This window comes from Numidum massiliense, from assembly GCF_001375555.1.
GTDB lineage: Bacteria > Bacillota > Bacilli > Thermoactinomycetales > Novibacillaceae > Numidum > Numidum massiliense.
Window position 1 is genome coordinate 2,537,477 of sequence record NZ_CTDZ01000009.1, and the last position, 17,786, is coordinate 2,555,262.

The window sequence follows — 17,786 nt, forward strand, 5'->3', positions numbered from 1 at the left end:
TGTATCGAAAATGGACGGTAGAAGTTCACTCGATTAAACGCGTATCACTATATGTAATTATACCATAAAAAATGTTCAGTTTGCCAGAAATCTTGGCGTAAGAGGGGCGCTTGTGAACAGTTTCAACGGTTTATATGCAATTGCACTTAGCGAGATGGGCTGCTGGCGCTTATAAAGTGTGCGTAAGCGATCCTTTACGACTTTTTCCGCAGCAAATATATGACATACGGTGCGCCAATTAAGGCGACGAGAATCCCTGCCGGAATCCCGTCGGGTTCGGCGATCTGGCGCCCGATTGCATCTGCGATGAGTAACAGCCAACCGCCAATGAGAATAGCGAGTGGGATCGACAATTGATTTCGAGGACCGACCAACACTTTGGCGATGTGGGGAGCCATAAGGCCGATAAAGGCAATTCCTCCCGTAACAGATACGGCCGATGCTGCTAGTGCAACAGCTGTAAGCAGTAAGGAGAAGCGTTCTTTTTCGATTGATACGCCAACTCCGACGGCGATAGAATAGTCCAGTGCGAGTATGTTCATTCTATTCGCTTTGTACAGTGTCATCGGGATCAGCACAGCTAACCACGGAATGAAGGCATAAACAAACGGCCAATCTGCACCCCAAATACTGCCTGCCAACCATTTGGCAATAAAATCAACCTTGGAACGTTCGGCAGAAGACACAAGTACAATCATCACTCCAGAAAGCGCCATGGAAAATCCGACACCAATCAGTACTAACCTTACGGGGTGAAAACCTACACGTCGGCTATATGAAAACAGATAGATGAGACAGGCGGTAACGAAAGCGCCTATAAAAGCGACAAATGGAAGCAAGTAAACAAATGCTCCTGCTTTTACTGGAAAAAACAAAAAGAATAGAGCAATCGCTACGCCTGCTCCGGAATTGATACCGACGATTCCTGGATCAGCTAAATCGTTCCGCGTAATGGTTTGCAATATCGCACCGGATAGCGCTAACGCCATCCCAGCCAGCAAAGTGATGACGATTCGCGGCAAGCGAATCGAAAATAAAATAAATTCCTCCTTAATCGTGCCTTGACCAAAAAGGGTCAACAAGAGTCTATCATAAGATAAAGAAGAAAAGCCCATTCCCATATCGATAGTAGCAGTAATCACAATTAGTATTAAGAAAACCCCTAGCAGCACGCGCTGTTTGATTACTTTCGTCCACTGATTCATGAAAATGCCTTACCCCCTCTATGCACGACCAATAAGAAGAAAGGTAAGCCGAGCATGGCTACAATAGCGGCAACCGGTGTTTCGTATGGCGCGTTAATCGTACGTCCAAGCGTATCGGCGAATAACATAAAGGCTGCTCCCGTAACAGCAGACAGCGGTATGACGTAGCGGTAATCCGTTCCGGCAACCGTACGAACGATATGCGGGATCATTAAACCGACGAACGTCATATTTCCGACAAGTGCAACCGAAGCGCCCGCAAGCATGATCACGACGATAAAGAGAATGACTTTTACGGCTGCTGTTTTTTGACCTAAGCCGACAGCCACCTCTTCGCTCAAGCTAAGAATCGTTAGATGTTTAGAAAACAGGTAGGAAAGGAGGATACCAGTTACTATAACTGGAACGATCAACACCAACTTACTCCAGGACGTGCCGACCAATCCTCCCGCGGTCCACATCGATATGTCTTTCGATATTTTAAAAACAATGCCGATTCCTTCTGCAATGGCGGTTAAAAATGCTGAAACCGCTGCACCAGCGAGTACGATGCGAAAGGGAGACATTCTGCCCTTCTTAGTAGCCCCTATACTGAACACAAGTAATAATGATCCGACCGTTGCCCCGAGAAAGCAAGCGATCATAATATAAAAATCGTTCGCCGAAGGTAATAAGGCAATTGTTAACGCAAGCGCTGCATTGGCACCTGCCGTCAGTCCGAGTAAACCCGGGTCTGCTAGTGGATTTCTTGTCATTCCTTGCATAATAGCGCCGGAGACGGCTAATGCCGCTCCGACGAATAAGGCACCTACTTCACGCGGTAAGCGAATTTCGCGGATTAACAAAACGGATTCACTAGATTCACTAGTAGTGAGTGCCAACCATACGTCCTTAAGTGTTGTATTTGCCGCTCCAAAAACGATAGAGACAACAAACATCGCAACGAGAAGCACGACTCCCGCAACTATTTTATATTTAAAGGATATCTTGTTCTGTGTCGATCTCATCATATACTATTTCCCCAGAAAACTTTTCTCAAAGAAGTCTAACTGAAACTCCAACGTCAAAGGATCATTTAAAAAAAACTCCTTAAAATCGACTTCAAAGACCCGCTTGTTTTTTACAGCCGGAATATTTTTATATGTATCGGTTTGCTGAAATGAATTGTCGGCATCGCTATTTTTGCTCAGGATGAGGTAATCCCCAGCAAACTGCGAAAGCACCTCTTCCGATACCGCATAATAGCCAGTCTTAAGAGCTTTTTCTTCAACTTTCTTCGGCATTTTTAATCCCATTTCCTGAAATAAAATTTCCGTCCCGCGCCCCCAATTATTGCCGAATACATAAATCTGTTTGTCGTATTTCTCAATGACGGACACTGTTGTGTTTTCTCCTATTTTTTTCTTAATATCTTTTCCGGCCTTTTGCGCTTTTTTCTTGAATTGATCAACCCACTCCCGCGCTTCCTTCTCCTTGTTCAGCAGCTTCCCGATCTCAATATGTTGCGTTAAGTAATCGACTTTACCGTAAGTGTAAGTGACAGTTGGCGCGATCTGCTTTAACTTCTCAACATTTTTGACAGTAGATAACCCGATGATAAGATCAGGGTTTAATTCTATTATTTTCTCCAAATTTTCATCAGATACCTCCGTGACATCTTTTAATTTTTCACTGAAGCGCGGGTTCATCTTCGCCCACGAATCGACTCCTACGAGATTGACGTCTAAAGCCATGACATTGCCAGCGAAGCTTGCCAAGACGACGACGCGCTGCGGATCGGCCGGAACTTCGACAGGACCGTTTTCCGATTGGTAGGTTACCGTGTCAGTTTTGGATGCCTTCGAGTCGTGGGAATCAGTGTTCACGCCGGTTTCCGTACTACTGCAACCACTTAACACGAGAATGCAAAATAGGATCAAAAGAGCAGGGATTTTTTTCATCTTGATTCTCCTTTACCGACAAAAAATATATGTAACAGTTAATTGATAATGATTATCAATATTATTTTATCGTATCATACTATGCTAAATAGCTATTGTCAACTTCTTTATTGTGTGCACTTCTTACAGGCAAAGCTTGAACAGACACACTGATTTCCCTCTTTTGCCTAAAAATGATGCATACGGCGATCGATCCCCATTGATCTATAAACGGAAACAGTGTATATTCTTATTGATAATGATAATCAATATTATATGAACCTAAGGTGGGGACGAAAATGGATACAGATCAATTATTCGACGTAACAATCGTCGGCGGAGGACCAGCCGGCCTTTACTCCGCTTTCTATAGTGGGCTGCGGGAAATGAAAACAAAGATTATCGAATATCAATCATTTTTAGGCGGAAAGGTACACGTCTATCCGCAAAAAATGATTTGGGATGTTGGTGGGCTTACGCCCATTCTAGGAACCAAGTTAATCGAACAGCTCGTAAAGCAAGGATTGACGTTTCACCCAGAGGTCGTATTAAATGAAAAAGTACAAGCGATCGCCCGTAACGAAGAAGGTATCTTTGTGCTACGAACTTCCTCGGGGCAACAACACTATTCAAAAACAGTCATTATCGCTGTCGGAGGCGGCATACTGAAGCCAAAAAAACTCGCGCTGGAAGGTGCGGAGAGATTCGAGGGTTCAAATTTACATTACACTGTGAAATCTATAGGTCATTTTCGAGATAAAACGGTGCTTCTTTCGGGAGGCGGAAACTCGGCGATCGACTGGGCCAATGAATTAGAACCTGTCGCTAAACAGGTTTATTTGGTCTACCGTAAGGATTCTTTGACCGGTCACGAAGCACAAGTTAAACAGTTGCTTGACAGTTCAGCCGTTTGCTTCTTTCACACCTCTATCACAAAACTGATTGCCTCCAAAGGTTCTAAAAGGTTCGAATGTGTCGAGCTGACTAACCACGAAACGGGAAAAGTTTCATATTTAACGGTGGACGAAGCGGTGATTAATCACGGATATGAACGGGATACCTCGCTATTAGAAAATAGCAGTTTGGATATTGAAAAGATAGACGATTACTTCATTGCAGGTACCGCCCACGGTGAATCTTCGGTCCCTGGGCTGTATGCCGCCGGAGATATATTGACATACGACGGGAAATTGCATTTAATTGCCGGTGCTTTTCAAGATGCTGCTAACGCCGTCAACAAAGCCAAACAATATACCCAACCTAATGCCGATCAACGTGCAATGGTGTCTTCCCACAACGAAATATTTAAGCAACGCAATCGAGAGCTGGTCAAACAAATGCTACAATAACAGCTACGATCGTTAATTTTACATACATTCGGTCAGCACATCGCTGACCGAACCCCTTATCCTGGTTAAATTTTGTTACCTGTTCATCCGTCGTCAGTTGCACTGTTTCACTAACATGATGAACCAGCCCCGTCGCACAAACTGAATGGCAAACAGAGTGGAGTCCCAGTACGTGGATCGGGAATGATGTCCGCATTGATGCCAAATACGTCGCGCAGCATCTCCCGATGAACAACCTCAGCCGGGCTACCCTCGTATGCCACATCGCCTCGCTTGATACAAACCATATGATGGCTGTACCGTGTCGCATGATTCAAATCGTGAACGACCATGACAATGGTTCGTCCTTCCCTGCGATTTAAGTACTCGAGCAACTCCAGTACTTCAAGTTGATGGGTCATGTCGAGATACGTTGTCGGTTCATCGAGAAACAATATTTCCGTCCCCTGCGCGAGCGCCATGGCAATCCATGCCCGCTGACGCTGACCACCCGACATTTGCTCGATCGGACGTGCAGAAAAGTCAGTCATACCTGTTACCTCTAACGCCCAAGCTACCATTTCCTTGTCCTCTTTACCTAGCGAACCAAACCCTTGCTGATGGGGAAATCGGCCGTAGGAAACGAGTTCTCCTACCGTAAGCCCTTCTGGGACGACCGGGCTTTGTGGCAGGATGGCAAGTTGTTTCGCTACATCCTTTGTCTGCGTTTGGTGAATCGATTTTCCGTCTAAATAGACCTCACCTTTTTGCGGTTTCATGATGCGGGCCACCGTCTTCAATATCGTCGACTTTCCTGAGCCATTCGCCCCTACCAGTGCAGTGATTTTCCCGTCCGGAATCGTAAGATTCAGCTGATTAACAATCACCTCTTCACCATAAGTGATCCGAAGATTTTCGGTAACCAAACGCGCCAAGTTGACCACTCCTTCCTAGAATATAGCGACGATGCTGTGATTCTCTCTCGCCCTATTTTGCAGCATCAGCTTGTGCCGATCACATATTCGATAGTAACGATAATCATTATCGGCGAAGAAAAAAAAGAGCCGCCGTCTACCCTTTTTTATGAATACATTTATAGGCTCGCATAGGCTCATACTTAGATGATAATGTTTCTCAATTATAACTTTTTCTGCGGACTACGTCAATTACCCTTATTGACACTAAGTTTACAATCTCACCCTAGCAGAGATCATTACAGACGATGTCAGCACCGTACCGACGCGGCGGTTGTAACACGCCGAGCGAACTCGAGTCGACTCCGACGACGCACAGTGCGCCCGTACGGTGGGCAATATCGGCGATTTCACAGCCTTTTTCCTCGATAAATCTTAAGAATGACAGGTTTTCAAAGTAGACGACAGCCGGTTTTGCAGAGATTTTCGCTTCTCAATCGCGCAAGTCTAGTTGCCCCGCCGACCAGATCCGGTGTTAATAATGCCCCCGCCGCCACCTTGCACCATTGAGGGGATGACATGCTTCCATAACAAGTACACCCCTTTAAGTGACACATCGACGACAAAACCCGTTCACATTCCGCCCGTGCATTCTTCTCACTTCACTCCTCCATAATGTTGGCTCCGATACCACTTCACGCTAATTTTTTCTTACGTTCCGTCTGCCATCATCGATGCTATACCAAAAAAATAAAAACGTACCAAATAACGAGCGGAGGGTAGCCAACACTCCAAGCGGCTGCCGGCTTAACTTGGCGATTCTACATATTCCGGCCCGCTCTGCCCTGCCGCTCTTCTTCGTCACCTGCTACCGTTGATTTCGTTTCCGCCCGTTTTTTGGGGACGGGTTGTGGGCCGTTTCAACAGCGTGCTCGATTCCCACGCCTTCATCCAATTGGCTAGGCAGTTTTTCGGGTAAAAAGCATCCTAACTCCTCGGCGGCACCGATGCGGTAACTTAAGACAATTTGGACGTAACGTTCTTTCTTTTCTTCTTCCGCTGCACCATTTTTTTCCGATGTATCGACCGCGGCATCAGGACTGTCCCTTTCACTGGTGCGATCGGTAGCGACCTCGTCTACAGCGTCAGTGGTAGTCGTGCCTTGGCGATCGGTGCCGGCGGCTTGTGTCGCGGCTTGTGTCGCCGCATGCGTCGACGGAGCGGCTGTTTTCGTATGAGCACTTTCACCTTTTGCCTCAACCACGTCCATCAACTGCTGACAATGTTCTTTCCATTCCTGTTTTGTGCACTCCCGTAGCATGATACTATAATCGACATCGTCGCTTTCCGTCTCGCCCTTTTTAAAACTTTCCCCCAACAATTTTAACCCCGGCTCGATTAGGCGGACTGTATCGACGAGCAGCTGCTCTGAAAACTGCGGAAGTAAGCTTTCATCGAGCGTAAATTGACCGCGCACCGCTTTATAATATTTTTCGACCAAATTTCCGTGTTGACGCGTTTCCACTACTTTGAGCACGCCCGCCTCTTCCAACTTGCGCACGTGGTAGTACAACCGCGAAGGCTTCTCCTCTAACTTTGCGGCCATCTGCGTAACCGTTAGCGCCTCATCTTTGACGAGGTCGATGATCGTTAAGCGACGTGGGTCGAGTAACATTTTAGCGACTTCCATATCTTTAATCTTAACTGGGCCAGGCAACGGGAATCACTCCATCTTTATACTATGTCGTCACTTCGGCACTTTGACGCGACTACTTTGTCCCGTGTAGTGCACGATACCCTTGTAACTGCGGAAAAATGACGACCGTTATCATTAACATCATACCAGCAATTGCACTGCTGAGTAAAACGCCAAAAAACTGTGCGAGCCACCCCCCTAATAATATGCCCGCTAATTGCCCCCATTCGACCGTCGACTGCATGAGCGCTGAACCTCTTCCGCGGAAACTGTCGGGAGTCGCCGTTAAAAATAGGCTACCGATCGGTACATTAACACAAGTGCCAATCATACCGCTAACGGCGTTCCAAATAAAAATTGGCGCAATGCCAAACAGACGTTGCACATAGTCGAGAGGCCAAATTAACACTAACCAAAAACCGAACAGAGCCGTCGCAACCGTCAGTAATTGCCCCGGGGGAAAGCGCCGCAACAATACGGGGCCGAGCAAAGCCCCGATGACCGCCCCGACTCCGAAGACAGATCTCAAATACCCAAAGTACATTTCCGGAACTTTAAAGTGGAGCAAAAACGTCGCCGCAAGATTGGCGTTGAGGATACCGATTATGATCGAAATCGGCACGAGCAAGATGAGTAAAAAACGCAACGCCGTGATTCCCGTCACCTCTCGAATACCTTCCTTTAACAACTGCCAGTGTGACTCCCGCTCATCGCTCGCAACCTGTTCACCCTCCCCTAAGGAGCTTATCGTCGACAACAACATCGCCGACACAGCGAAGGTAACCGCACCAATAGTAAAAATGAGGGAGCTATTAACGAAGACAACTAAAATTCCCCCAATAGCTGGCGCAATGACGAGCATGGCAGAAAACGTTCCTTGCGATAGGCTAACGGCTTCTGAAATCCGCTCTTCGCCAACTACTTTCGGAATCGACGAACTGCGCGCCGGTTCAAACAGCGCGGTGCCGATCCCGTGTAAAAAAATGAGCACCAATAACGCATAAATATTATCTTGCGCCAAAATCATCCCCAACAAGATCAAACCGCGGTAAACGTCGGAAACAACCATGATTACACGTTTCGAATAACGATCGGCAAAAGGCCCTAAGAGAACGGAAAACATCGCGACCGGCAATAACTGAACAAAAATAACCGCGCTTAAGTAGATCGGACTGTCTGACAGACGCGCCACCGATAAAACGACGACTATACTCGTAATGCCATCCCCTAATTCAGCCACGACTTGAGCTAACCATAAACGTAAGTACTGACCATTTTTTAGTAACGAAATCATACCTTTCCCTCACTCCCTCATCCACTAAGTAACGCTTTATCGTTATTCATGTATTTTCCGTTAAAATATATTTTAACGGAAAATACATTTTACATAGGGAGCTAAAGGATGTCAAGAAAAAAACGGGTAAGCACCAATCGGCTTACCCGTTTCTGTTTAGGATGTATATGATTACTTGTTTGCACTTGCGAAGAGCGCTTTCATTTTGGCACGCCCTTCATTGATGCGTGGGTGGAATTGAAGCGTGGCTTCATCGCGAATCGTCTGTACGGCTGCCTTCGCGGCGTCAAGTTGTGGCGCGATGTCTCCCGCACCGTTCGCATTCCGGTTAGCGATGGAAAGTCCCGCTACCGTCCCTTGCGCCCGTGCCACTTTTGCACTTTCGATGCCAGTTATATTGCCGGCGACGTACAAGCCTGCGAGCGGCGTTTCCATTTGCTCGTTATGAACGGGGACGTGACCGCCGAGCTCTTCGACGTATTTAAATGGGCAACCGATGACAGCTGCCAGTTCGGCGAGCGGATAAAGTCCGCCAGCGATACACACAAAATCGACGTCGACCACTTCCTCTGTCCCCGGAACGCGTTCGCCATTAGGGGTGATGTGACATATTGTCACCGATTCCACCTTGTCTTTGCCGTTTATTCCAATGGCTGCTTTACGCAGATGGACCGGTATGCCCCACATTTTTACGCCGCCTTTTGGATAGAAGTTTACCGCCAAGTTTTGCACCCAGGCTGCTTTGGCGAACTTGCTTCCAAAGCGGATCAACGCCGAAGGAGCCAAGTGGGCGATGCGCGCCAATTCTCCCATCACTTTTCGCGGGTGGCCGTGTTTGTCGGTAATCGAGTTACGCGCAGGTAACACCATGCTGTGCAGCTCGATGCCTGCCAGTTGCAGTTCACGTGCAATAGCCGCTGATAGGACGTTGGCACCGACGACGATTCCTTTTTCCCCGACACGCACGCGGTGTACGTTTGTCATCACTTGCGCCGCACCAATGGACATGACACCCGGAAGTGTCCAGCCCGGAATGGGAGCGGGAGATTCCGCAGCACCGGTTGCGATTAGCAAGTTTTCGGCATGAAAAATTCCGTCATTTGTATGAATATCGAATCCTTCATCCGTTTTTTTCACATGGTGGGCAGAGATTCCGCAGCGGATCGTTGTATCCAATTGGTTCGCTTTATTTAACAACGCTTTCGTTTCTTCGATGCCGTTCCACCATTCACCGTCAGGTCCTTGGTAAAGCTGACCGAGCAACCGTCCGCCCGGTTTCGGAAATTCGTCGATGACAAGCACGTTCAAGTTCCATTCGCGACAAGCAATTGCTGCCGACAATCCAGCGGGACCGGCACCGATGATGACAACGTCATACATGAGAACCTTCCCCCTTACGGCCTTCGTATTTTTTAGCGAATTCAGCATAAGTGCGCGGCAGATTCTCTGCATTGTCCGTTGATTTTAACGGGGACGGCTGTACTTTTCCACTTTCAATGACCATATTCGTTCTCAGTTCCGTCAAACACGCGCGAACCCCTTGTTTTTGATTGACCGTGACACGGCATTCGAAGCAATGGCCAATGTTACAATAAATGCCACGGGGAGTTCCGCTTTCCTCGTGCACGCGCAATTTGCGAACGCCACTCGCGAGCAGTGCCGACGCGATCGTATCCCCTTCATATCCTGTGTATTTTTTTCCATCAAACGTAAAGGGGATGGCCTTTTTCTGTTCTAAATCCCCCAGGACGGGATGATCCACAATTCGATTACGATTCATCGTCTGCTTGACCCCCTAATGCAGATAAAGGAATTGGCCGCACAGGCGGTTGGACTTTTAGCGGAATCTCATGCCCCGGCTTTCCTCCCAGCACCTGTTCCAACACCGCATCGACGGCGGGCCTGCACGTGCGTCCGCCACAGTAACCCATTCCTGCGCGTGTACGCAGCTTTAATTCGCGGGCGGAGCATTTATAGTTACTTGCCGTTTCTTGAATGTCCTGTAATGTGACTTCTTCACATCGACAAAGGATTACTTTATCCATACGCTCACCTTCCTCTTTGTAACTATCCTTAGGAATGAATACGGCATATAATAGAATGAAAAATGTGGTGCCGCTAAAAATATGAAAAAACAGGTGCTAAGAAGCCCAACTTTTGATAGGATCGTAGTAAGCGCTTCCCACAATGTAGGGGAACACCTATGACAAGTGTATGGGATTAAACGGTGGATTTCAATCATATTAATTTGGATGTTGTAACCATATATTTTTTTATAAATAAGTAATTTCACACGGATTTTACAATGGGAGAGATGGCGTATGACAAACGGAAATCATGCGGAAGTCGCTGTGATTGGCGGTGGGATCGTCGGCTGTGCGATCGCCTATTACGTTTCAAAAGCTGGTGTCGATTGCATGTTAATCGAAAAAAACGACGTCGCGAGCGGTACGTCGTCTCGTTGCGATGGAAACATAACGATCGTCGACAAAGATCCGGGGTATGATAGCAAGATGTCCCTCGTGAGCCAACAATTAACGGTTGAACTGGCGAAAGAATTAGACATCCCGTTCGAATATCGTGTCCTAGGCAGTATCCTCGTCTGTGACAACGATGATGAATTGGAAGCGGCTGCAGAATGGGTAAACATACAAAATAACGCCGGATTGACATTCAAGTTACTCGATCGGTCAGATATTCGGCAGGAATCGCCATATTTTGCCGACGACATTCCAGGTGGGTTGGAGTGTGAAACGGACTCACTCATTAACCCGTATTTATTTTGTTATTCACTGATCGATAAAGCAAAACAATACGGATTGAGACTCCACACCTTCGCCGAGGTGACATCGCTAACAAAAAAAGACGACTTCGCAATCGAAACGACGAAAGGCACCTTCACTGCTAAAAAAGTCGTTAACGCATCCGGCGTGTGGGCACCATATATCGGTAAGATGCTCGGGCTCGACATTCCGATCGTTCCGAGGAAGGGACACATCATGGTCGGATCGCGACAGAAACCGGTCATGATGCGGAATGTGATGGAATTCGGTTACTTAATGAATAAATTTCAACGTGAACGGATCGCTGATCCCGAAACGTTAGCCCACGGTGTCGCCTTAGTCCTCGAACCGACGGAAAGTCAAAATTTCTTGATCGGCAGCAGCCGCCAATTTGTCGGCTACGATCGCCGTGTCGATATTGACGTTGTGAGAACCATGGCAAAGAGAGCCTTACGCTTCTTCCCAAAAATGGACGACTTCAATATTATTCGGACGTATACCGGGTTTAGACCTTGGACGAAAGACCATCTGCCAATCGTTTCTGCAGTTGAACAGGTCCCCGGATTTTACATTGCCGCGGGGCATGAAGGTGACGGCATTAGCTTGGCAACCGTCACTGGAAAGTTAATTGAGGCGTTAATTTGTGAAAAAGAGCCGATTATTCCACCAGATCCGTTACGATACGGACGGTTTGCACAAGTCGAGGAACCAGCTCATTCTTAATTCGGTATCCCTACTTAATTCGGTGTTCCTACTTGTACTAGCACACGAACTCGTGTGAAACTCGCCATCGACTTTCGGCGAAGGAAATGGGACGAAGGAAATGGGGTGAAGGAAACGGGATGAAGGAAATGAGACGAGGGAAATGGGGCGAAGGAAACGGGATGAAGGAAATGGGGCGAGGGAAATGACGATAGGTTAGGGTAAGTCTATGGAATGACACGCGACCGCAGGTGCGCCAACACCTGCGGCCTTTTCATCTACCTCGATCATAGCATAAAAAAACAATGGAAATAAACGCACTTGCCACCGTCTGCGGGTATCTTCGCTACGATTTTCCCTTCGTACAACTCCCGCTCCAGATGGCTAATATTAACACAATCGCCCCAAAAATAACGTTGTTCCACATCCCCCCAGTTTTACTGGAAAAGTCGTAAATCCACGGCGAAATCATCAACCAAATGCCGATCAATCCGGTTAGCCACAACTGCCACACGCCCACTCACCCCCTTCCGATACACGCTTTTCAGGCACGTCCTTAATTTTAGACGCAATATGAAAAAGAAAGGATTATATTTTCATCATTATGAGTTCGATCTGTCCGTTATGAGAATTTATTTAAAAAAACCACGCCCCTTGTGGCAGCACGGTGCGCATGCTCAACCAAGAAACGTGGTTTGTTCAAAAATGATTTTTTCGACAAACGAAGCAAATTTATTGCTAAACGATACAAAACGGGATTCCGCGAATCGTCGTCGCCCGATCCGCTTCCTTACCTTCTCCTGTTCCTAGCTGCCTGGCGCTGTTTTTTCACGCGCCACGCTTCGACGTCCCACACGTCAGTCACCCAGTCGGCATAAAATTCGCGTTCGTGCGACACGAGCAAAATCGTACCTGTGTAGGCGATGAGCGCTTCTTTGAGCGCCTCTTTCGCCCGTACATCGAGGTGGTTCGTCGGTTCGTCGAGCACGAGCCAGTTGCCACCTTTAAGCATTAATTTACAGAGGCGTACTTTAGACTGTTCGCCGCCACTCAACGCTTTTAGCGGTTGAAAAATGTGTTCGCTCCGCAGTCCGGAACGGGCCAACGCTTGCCGCACCTCTTTTTGCGTCATCTTCGGAAAAGCGTTCCACACTTCGTCTAACGCCGTGTGGTCATCGGTCGATTGCACTTCCTGGGCAAAGTACGCCGGGCGCACGCGCTCGCCGAATTGGACGGAGCCGCCGAGTGTCGGAAGCTCGCCGAGAATCGTCCGCAGACACGTCGTTTTTCCGATGCCGTTATGACCGATGAGCGCCACTTTCGCCCCCCGCTTCAACTTAAGGTTCATCGGTGGAAGTAAGGCGCGGTCGTAGCCGACGACTAACTGTTCCGCTTCCATGACGACACTCGTCGGTTCGACCGTCACGTTAAATTTAAAATACGCTTTCGGCGGCGCTTTCGGCTTTTCGATGCGCTCGATCTTTTGCAACTGTTTCTCGCGGCTCTTCGCCCGCTTAGCAGTCGATGCGCGCGCCTTGTTTTTTTGCACGAACGTCTCCAGTTTGTTAATTTCTTGCTGTTGCCGTTCGTAGGCGAGTAGCGTTTGATCTTTGCGCAGCTCGTATGCCGCCAAAAACTGGGTGTAGTTGCCGACGTAGCGCGTCAACGTTTGGTGCTCGAGATGGTAAATGACCCCGACGATGTCGTTCATAAACGCCGTATCGTGGGAAATTAAAATGAAGGCGTGCCTGTAATCTTTCAAATAACCGGCCAGCCACTCGATGTGCGCCGTGTCCAAATAGTTGGATGGCTCGTCGAGCAATAGGACAGTCGGCTCTTGCAACAACAGTTTGGCTAGCATCACTTTCGTGCGTTGTCCACCGCTGAGCGCACCGATCGGTGTGTCCAAACCGAGAGCAGTGAGCCCTAATCCGCCCGAAATCGTCTCCACTTTCGCGTCGACGGCATAAAAGTCTTTTTCCTCTAATTCGTTTTGTAGCGTCCCGAACCGCTTGAGTAAACGTTCCATTTCTTTTTCACTACAGGACGCCATCTTTTCCGTCAGTTGCAGCATTTCCGTTTCTAGCGCGTAAAGACTGGCAAACGCTTCCCGCAAGCAGTCGCGAATTGTCAGCTGATCGTCCAACGCGACGTGTTGCTCTAAATACCCTTTGCGGACGTTGGGCATCCATTCGACTTTCCCTTTGTCCGGAATGATCTCGCCGGTTAAGATGCGAAGTAGCGTCGATTTTCCGGCACCGTTTGCCCCGACCAACCCGACGTGTTCACCCGGCAACAGCCGAAAGGAAACGTTGGACAGCACTGTTTTATCGCCAAAAGTATGCGTGAGTTGTTCTACATTGACAATGCTCATTGCTAAGTCCTCCTTCAAAATGCACGAAACGCACGTACAAAATGGATAGAATGATCCCTTAGAGACCGGTTGCCTCCATTTGTACACGCTCCTTCAAGTGTGCCAACCGACAAGAAGCTGCGAGGACGTAAAAAAGGGTAGAGCGCAAAGTCGCCCTACCCGTATCTCCTTGCCCGATGATCCACGCGTGTTCACGTACGCTTGCCGCGTCCACGCGAACCCGATGTTTCGGATGCATACACGTCACTTTCGTTCGTCAGTCAGCTGTCACACGACGTTTCCGGTGTCGTTCGTCGGCCTAGCGTCTGCAGTCGCACCACTAACTCTCACGGTGACGAGTAACGGTCGTAATCGACTGTAACAGGTCGCGCGTGACCACAAAACGTGGCCGAACAATCTAACGAAAGGGTGTATTTGTTAACGGTGTAAGAGGTGTCTCTCCGCTTCTTGCGATTGGCTTGAATAGATGAAAATGGGCACACTTCACCTGTGTCACGCCAAGACGATTGCAAGTACAGCGGATAAAAACATGTGTTCCTCTCACTCCTCCGAATAAATTCCTTGTTATTATAAACGAAGAGCCATAAAAAAGCAATACGCTGTTGCAAAGGGCTAGCTTACCCCTAGCACAACGACTATTCTTCTACTTTATACGTCGCATCGATCGTTCCCCCGCCTAAGCAGATGTCGCCATCGTAAAAGACGACTGCCTGACCCGGGGTAACTGCTCTTTGCGGTTTCGCGAAGGCGACTTGGCACGTGCCCTCTGCCGTAACGTACACCGTTACCTTCTGATCCCGCTGCCGATAGCGAAACTTCGCCGTGCACGGAAGTGTCGTCCCCGGTGCCTCGCCGCTGATCCAATGTACATCGCTCGCGTATAGACCGTGCGAGTACAGTGCCGGGTGGTCGCCGCCTTGGGCGACGTACAACGTATTGTCTTTGAGGTTTTTACCGACGACAAACCACGGTTCGCCGCTGCCAGAACCGCCGATCCCTAGCCCGTGCCGCTGTCCTAACGTGTAGTGCATTAACCCGTCGTGCTCGCCTTTGTATTCCCCGGATAATGTTCGCATCTCTCCCGGTTGGGCGGGCAAATATTCGCTTAGGAAATCTTTAATGTTGCGCTCGCCGATAAAGCAAATGCCCGTACTGTCCTTTTTCTTCGCCGTGGACAACCCTGCGTCTAGAGCGAGCTGGCGCACCTCTCGCTTCTCTAAATCGCCGAGTGGAAACATCGTGCGCGACAATTGGTACTGGTTGAGTTGGCAAAGAAAATACGACTGATCTTTATTCGAGTCGACGCCCTTGAGCAGTTCAAACACGCCATCCTTTTCCCGGATGCGGGCGTAATGTCCAGTCGCCATATAGTCAGCGCCAAGTGCGAGTGCGCGTTCGAGAAACGCTTTAAATTTTATTTCCTTATTACAAAGGACGTCTGGGTTAGGGGTACGTCCTTTTTTGTATTCGTCAAGAAAATAACTAAACACCTTGTCTTGATACTCTTGTTCAAAGTTGACCGTGTAGTACGGAATGCCGATTTGGTCGCATACGCGGCGCACATCTTCAAAATCGACATCGGCGGTACAAACGCCGAATTCATCCGTGTCGTCCCAGTTTTTCATAAAAACGCCGATAACGTCGTATCCCTGCTGCTTTAAGCGTAGCGCTGCGACAGATGAATCGACGCCACCGGACATGCCAACGACGACGCGCGTATCTTCCGGTTTTTTTTGCATCGTTAATCTACTCCTTAAGACATATGTCCGGTGCGGTGGTACGAATGACAGATCGGCTCGCAGCGAACAAACGGCCCTTCTGCCAAGGCATTCTGCGCGTACCGTGTCACGCATACCGCGCTGGACAGTCTTCTGTTATGTTACCGGATTTGGCCCCTGTTGACAAACTTCGCCGCCGTTAAGCTAACAAACATCTCATCGTCGTTCAAGTGTTAATCGCCGCGATCAATCGACGATGTCCGCCTTGCAAATTGCCGCCATATGTTCGAGGAACATGTCGTGTTTTTGCTGATCGAAATCGGCCACACAGGAACGTCGCACCGTGACGGGGTAGCCGCGGTACGAAGCAGCCAGTACTGTCGCATTCACGCAAATCGAGGTACAGACGCCAGCAACTTCGACGCGATCCGTGCCCGCCGCTTCCAGTTTTTCCGCGAGAGGCGTCCGGAAAAACGCATCGTACTTCGTCTTGTTTATTTTTTCGATGCGGCCAGTTGCCACAAGCTCGCGATACGCCTCGTCAATGGGCGCCACCCAGGCGGCACCGGGAGTCCCTTTCACGGCGTGTTTAGGCCACATAGCAAATTCCGGATCGTCTGGCTCATGGTGATCGCCCAACAAAAACACGTGACCTCCCTCCTCCACTGCCCTGTATATTTCCCGGACAATATTGCCGACAATCTTTTGTCCCGGTAGTCCGCAGGTCAAAGTGCCGTCATCGGCGACAAAATCGTGAATCATATCAACGACAATTAGTGCTTTACTCATTCGTTGCCTCTCCTCCGTATTAGAAACTAAAGCTTCTGTTACTCAAGGCTCTCCCATAAGTAAAATGTAACATAACTTGACCACGGCGACCATGGGGCACCGATTTCCCGCACTTCCGCTTCCGTCGGCTGGTGGTCGAGTCCGTAAGCGCGACGCACCGCGTTCCGCAACCCAATATCGGCTGCCGGCAATAAATTAGGGCGTCCCATACCGAACAGGAGCAAGCATTCCACTGTCCACCGCCCGACTCCGCGCAGCCGCGTTAACTCGCTCATCACCTCTTCGTCGGACAAGTGCCACAAACGTTCCAACTGTAATTCTCCGTTCACGATGAGGCGGGCGAGATCGATGACGTATTCTGCCTTGCGCTGACTAAATTGGAGCGCGCGCAAGTCGTCGTAGGTCAGGTTCGCCACTTGTTCCGGTGTGGGAAACACCGGCCACTGTTCACCGTCAATGGCGAGAGGGTCTCCCGCCCGTTCAATGAGGCGAGTCGTCAACGTTCCGGCGAAAGCCATGTTCACCTGTTGACTAATAATCGTCTTAGCAAAGCTTTCAAACAGATCCGGTTCCCGAACCATGCGCAATCCGGTTAAACGATGGATGATCGGCTGTAAGTGCGCATCGTCTGCAACGTGTTGATAAAAACCGGACAAGTCGACGTCGGTAGAAAACATGTGCCGCAGGAGTCGTTCTCCTTCATCCTTCACAGCCGCGGTCACTTCACCACAAATTTCGACTGACAGGCACTCACGACTAGCGTCAGCGACACGAATTTTTAACAAACGCGGTTTACCAGCGAGGCGCACTGTGCGCAGCAAACACTTTCCGTCCGATCGATACATCGACTTTTCCAACGCGAGTAACCGCGCGGCCATCTTCGGAAAATCGTACGGCGCGGTCGTCTGTATTGTAAAGGCTGTCATCTCCATCACCTATGCTCGATTGTATCACACGTTCATATGCGATATGACAAGCAGACGCATACCAACTATTAAATCATTGCACACATCCGAAACAAACCCACCGCTAGGTAGCAAAACCTTACGCGGTGGGTTACTATC

At 48.8% G+C, this 17,786-nt stretch carries 15 protein-coding genes and 1 pseudogene; 2 read left to right on the forward strand and 14 right to left on the reverse strand.

Annotation, left to right across the window (positions count from 1 at the left end):
* Positions 1 to 194: 194 nt before the first annotated feature.
* Genes BN1247_RS11960 through BN1247_RS11970 form a run of 3 tightly spaced genes read right to left on the reverse strand, consistent with a single transcriptional unit; the run spans position 195 to position 3,145 of the window.
* Entirely contained in the window at positions 195 to 1,205 is a 1,011-nt protein-coding gene (locus tag BN1247_RS11960; RefSeq protein ID WP_054950594.1) for a FecCD family ABC transporter permease, read from the reverse strand.
* The gene (locus tag BN1247_RS11965; protein ID WP_054950595.1) at positions 1,202 to 2,215 is read right to left on the reverse strand and encodes a FecCD family ABC transporter permease; all 1,014 of its coding nucleotides are present in this window, start codon (positions 2,213 to 2,215) and stop codon (positions 1,202 to 1,204) included. The genes BN1247_RS11960 and BN1247_RS11965 overlap by 4 nt, the downstream gene beginning before the upstream one ends.
* Before the next feature lie 3 nt (positions 2,216 to 2,218).
* Complete coding sequence (locus tag BN1247_RS11970) at positions 2,219 to 3,145, reverse strand: iron-hydroxamate ABC transporter substrate-binding protein (protein WP_054950596.1); 927 nt, start codon at positions 3,143 to 3,145, stop codon at positions 2,219 to 2,221.
* Positions 3,146 to 3,423: 278 nt separating this feature from the next.
* On the opposite strand from BN1247_RS11970, the gene BN1247_RS11975 reads away from it, so the two are divergent.
* Positions 3,424 to 4,473 (forward strand): NAD(P)/FAD-dependent oxidoreductase, encoded by a 1,050-nt coding sequence (locus BN1247_RS11975; RefSeq protein ID WP_054950597.1) that lies wholly within the window; start codon positions 3,424 to 3,426, stop codon positions 4,471 to 4,473.
* Positions 4,474 to 4,583: 110 nt separating this feature from the next.
* Here BN1247_RS11975 and BN1247_RS11980 read toward each other — a convergent pair whose 3' ends face one another.
* The 6 genes and pseudogenes from BN1247_RS11980 to BN1247_RS12005 all read right to left on the reverse strand — a co-directional run bounded on the left by BN1247_RS11980 (position 4,584) and on the right by BN1247_RS12005 (position 10,401).
* Entirely contained in the window at positions 4,584 to 5,387 is an 804-nt protein-coding gene (locus BN1247_RS11980) for an ABC transporter ATP-binding protein (RefSeq protein WP_054950598.1), read from the reverse strand.
* Between the two features lie 847 nt (positions 5,388 to 6,234).
* On the reverse strand, positions 6,235 to 7,083 hold the full coding sequence (locus BN1247_RS11985) for an ArsR/SmtB family transcription factor (RefSeq protein ID WP_054950599.1): 849 nt from the start codon (positions 7,081 to 7,083) through the stop codon (positions 6,235 to 6,237).
* Between the two features lie 52 nt (positions 7,084 to 7,135).
* Positions 7,136 to 8,356 (reverse strand): MFS transporter, encoded by a 1,221-nt coding sequence (locus tag BN1247_RS11990; RefSeq protein ID WP_054950600.1) that lies wholly within the window; start codon positions 8,354 to 8,356, stop codon positions 7,136 to 7,138.
* A gap of 171 nt (positions 8,357 to 8,527) precedes the next feature.
* Complete coding sequence (locus BN1247_RS11995; protein ID WP_054950601.1) at positions 8,528 to 9,736, reverse strand: NAD(P)/FAD-dependent oxidoreductase; 1,209 nt, start codon at positions 9,734 to 9,736, stop codon at positions 8,528 to 8,530.
* Positions 9,737 to 9,827: 91 nt separating this feature from the next.
* Positions 9,828 to 10,136 (reverse strand): annotated as a pseudogene (locus BN1247_RS12000) ((2Fe-2S)-binding protein); the annotation flags it as partial.
* The gene (locus BN1247_RS12005; protein WP_054950602.1) at positions 10,126 to 10,401 is read right to left on the reverse strand and encodes a (2Fe-2S)-binding protein; all 276 of its coding nucleotides are present in this window, start codon (positions 10,399 to 10,401) and stop codon (positions 10,126 to 10,128) included. The gene BN1247_RS12005 and the pseudogene BN1247_RS12000, both read right to left, overlap by 11 nt.
* Positions 10,402 to 10,677: 276 nt before the next feature.
* Here BN1247_RS12005 and BN1247_RS12010 point away from each other — a divergent pair, with 276 nt between their 5' ends.
* On the forward strand, positions 10,678 to 11,862 hold the full coding sequence (locus tag BN1247_RS12010; RefSeq protein WP_054950603.1) for an NAD(P)/FAD-dependent oxidoreductase: 1,185 nt from the start codon (positions 10,678 to 10,680) through the stop codon (positions 11,860 to 11,862).
* Positions 11,863 to 12,187: 325 nt separating this feature from the next.
* On the opposite strand, the gene BN1247_RS17230 is transcribed toward BN1247_RS12010, so the two are convergent.
* The 5 genes from BN1247_RS17230 to BN1247_RS12030 all read right to left on the reverse strand — a co-directional run bounded on the left by BN1247_RS17230 (position 12,188) and on the right by BN1247_RS12030 (position 17,648).
* Positions 12,188 to 12,355 (reverse strand): SPW repeat protein, encoded by a 168-nt coding sequence (locus BN1247_RS17230; protein ID WP_074011149.1) that lies wholly within the window; start codon positions 12,353 to 12,355, stop codon positions 12,188 to 12,190.
* A 276-nt stretch (positions 12,356 to 12,631) separates the two neighbouring features.
* A complete protein-coding gene (locus tag BN1247_RS12015) occupies positions 12,632 to 14,215 on the reverse strand; it encodes an ABC-F family ATP-binding cassette domain-containing protein (protein WP_054950604.1) in 1,584 nt (527 codons plus the stop codon).
* Positions 14,216 to 14,850: 635 nt separating this feature from the next.
* Positions 14,851 to 15,954 carry a tRNA 2-thiouridine(34) synthase MnmA gene (gene mnmA, locus BN1247_RS12020; RefSeq protein ID WP_054950605.1) on the reverse strand — a complete coding sequence of 368 codons (1,104 nt, stop codon included), beginning with the start codon at positions 15,952 to 15,954 and terminating at the stop codon, positions 14,851 to 14,853.
* A gap of 225 nt (positions 15,955 to 16,179) precedes the next feature.
* Positions 16,180 to 16,722, reverse strand: a complete 543-nt coding sequence (locus BN1247_RS12025) for a cysteine hydrolase family protein (RefSeq protein ID WP_054950606.1) — start codon at positions 16,720 to 16,722, stop codon at positions 16,180 to 16,182.
* A gap of 38 nt (positions 16,723 to 16,760) precedes the next feature.
* Positions 16,761 to 17,648: a DNA-3-methyladenine glycosylase family protein gene (locus BN1247_RS12030; RefSeq protein WP_054950607.1), complete on the reverse strand. Its 888-nt coding sequence runs from the start codon at positions 17,646 to 17,648 to the stop codon at positions 16,761 to 16,763.
* Between the last annotated feature and the right edge of the window lie 138 nt (positions 17,649 to 17,786).

Coding starts and splice junctions, on each gene's coding strand:
- mnmA (WP_054950605.1), bottom strand. CDS start 15,954: ATGCAAAAAAAACCGGAAGATACGCGCGTCGTCGTTGGCATGTCCGGT.
- BN1247_RS12005 (WP_054950602.1), bottom strand. CDS start 10,401: ATGGATAAAGTAATCCTTTGTCGATGTGAAGAAGTCACATTACAGGAC.
- BN1247_RS12030 (WP_054950607.1), bottom strand. CDS start 17,648: ATGACAGCCTTTACAATACAGACGACCGCGCCGTACGATTTTCCGAAG.
- BN1247_RS11970 (WP_054950596.1), bottom strand. CDS start 3,145: ATGAAAAAAATCCCTGCTCTTTTGATCCTATTTTGCATTCTCGTGTTA.
- BN1247_RS11990 (WP_054950600.1), bottom strand. CDS start 8,356: ATGATTTCGTTACTAAAAAATGGTCAGTACTTACGTTTATGGTTAGCT.
- BN1247_RS11995 (WP_054950601.1), bottom strand. CDS start 9,736: ATGTATGACGTTGTCATCATCGGTGCCGGTCCCGCTGGATTGTCGGCA.
- BN1247_RS12010 (WP_054950603.1), top strand. CDS start 10,678: ATGACAAACGGAAATCATGCGGAAGTCGCTGTGATTGGCGGTGGGATC.
- BN1247_RS11965 (WP_054950595.1), bottom strand. CDS start 2,215: ATGATGAGATCGACACAGAACAAGATATCCTTTAAATATAAAATAGTT.
- BN1247_RS11975 (WP_054950597.1), top strand. CDS start 3,424: ATGGATACAGATCAATTATTCGACGTAACAATCGTCGGCGGAGGACCA.
- BN1247_RS12025 (WP_054950606.1), bottom strand. CDS start 16,722: ATGAGTAAAGCACTAATTGTCGTTGATATGATTCACGATTTTGTCGCC.
- BN1247_RS12015 (WP_054950604.1), bottom strand. CDS start 14,215: ATGAGCATTGTCAATGTAGAACAACTCACGCATACTTTTGGCGATAAA.
- BN1247_RS11960 (WP_054950594.1), bottom strand. CDS start 1,205: ATGAATCAGTGGACGAAAGTAATCAAACAGCGCGTGCTGCTAGGGGTT.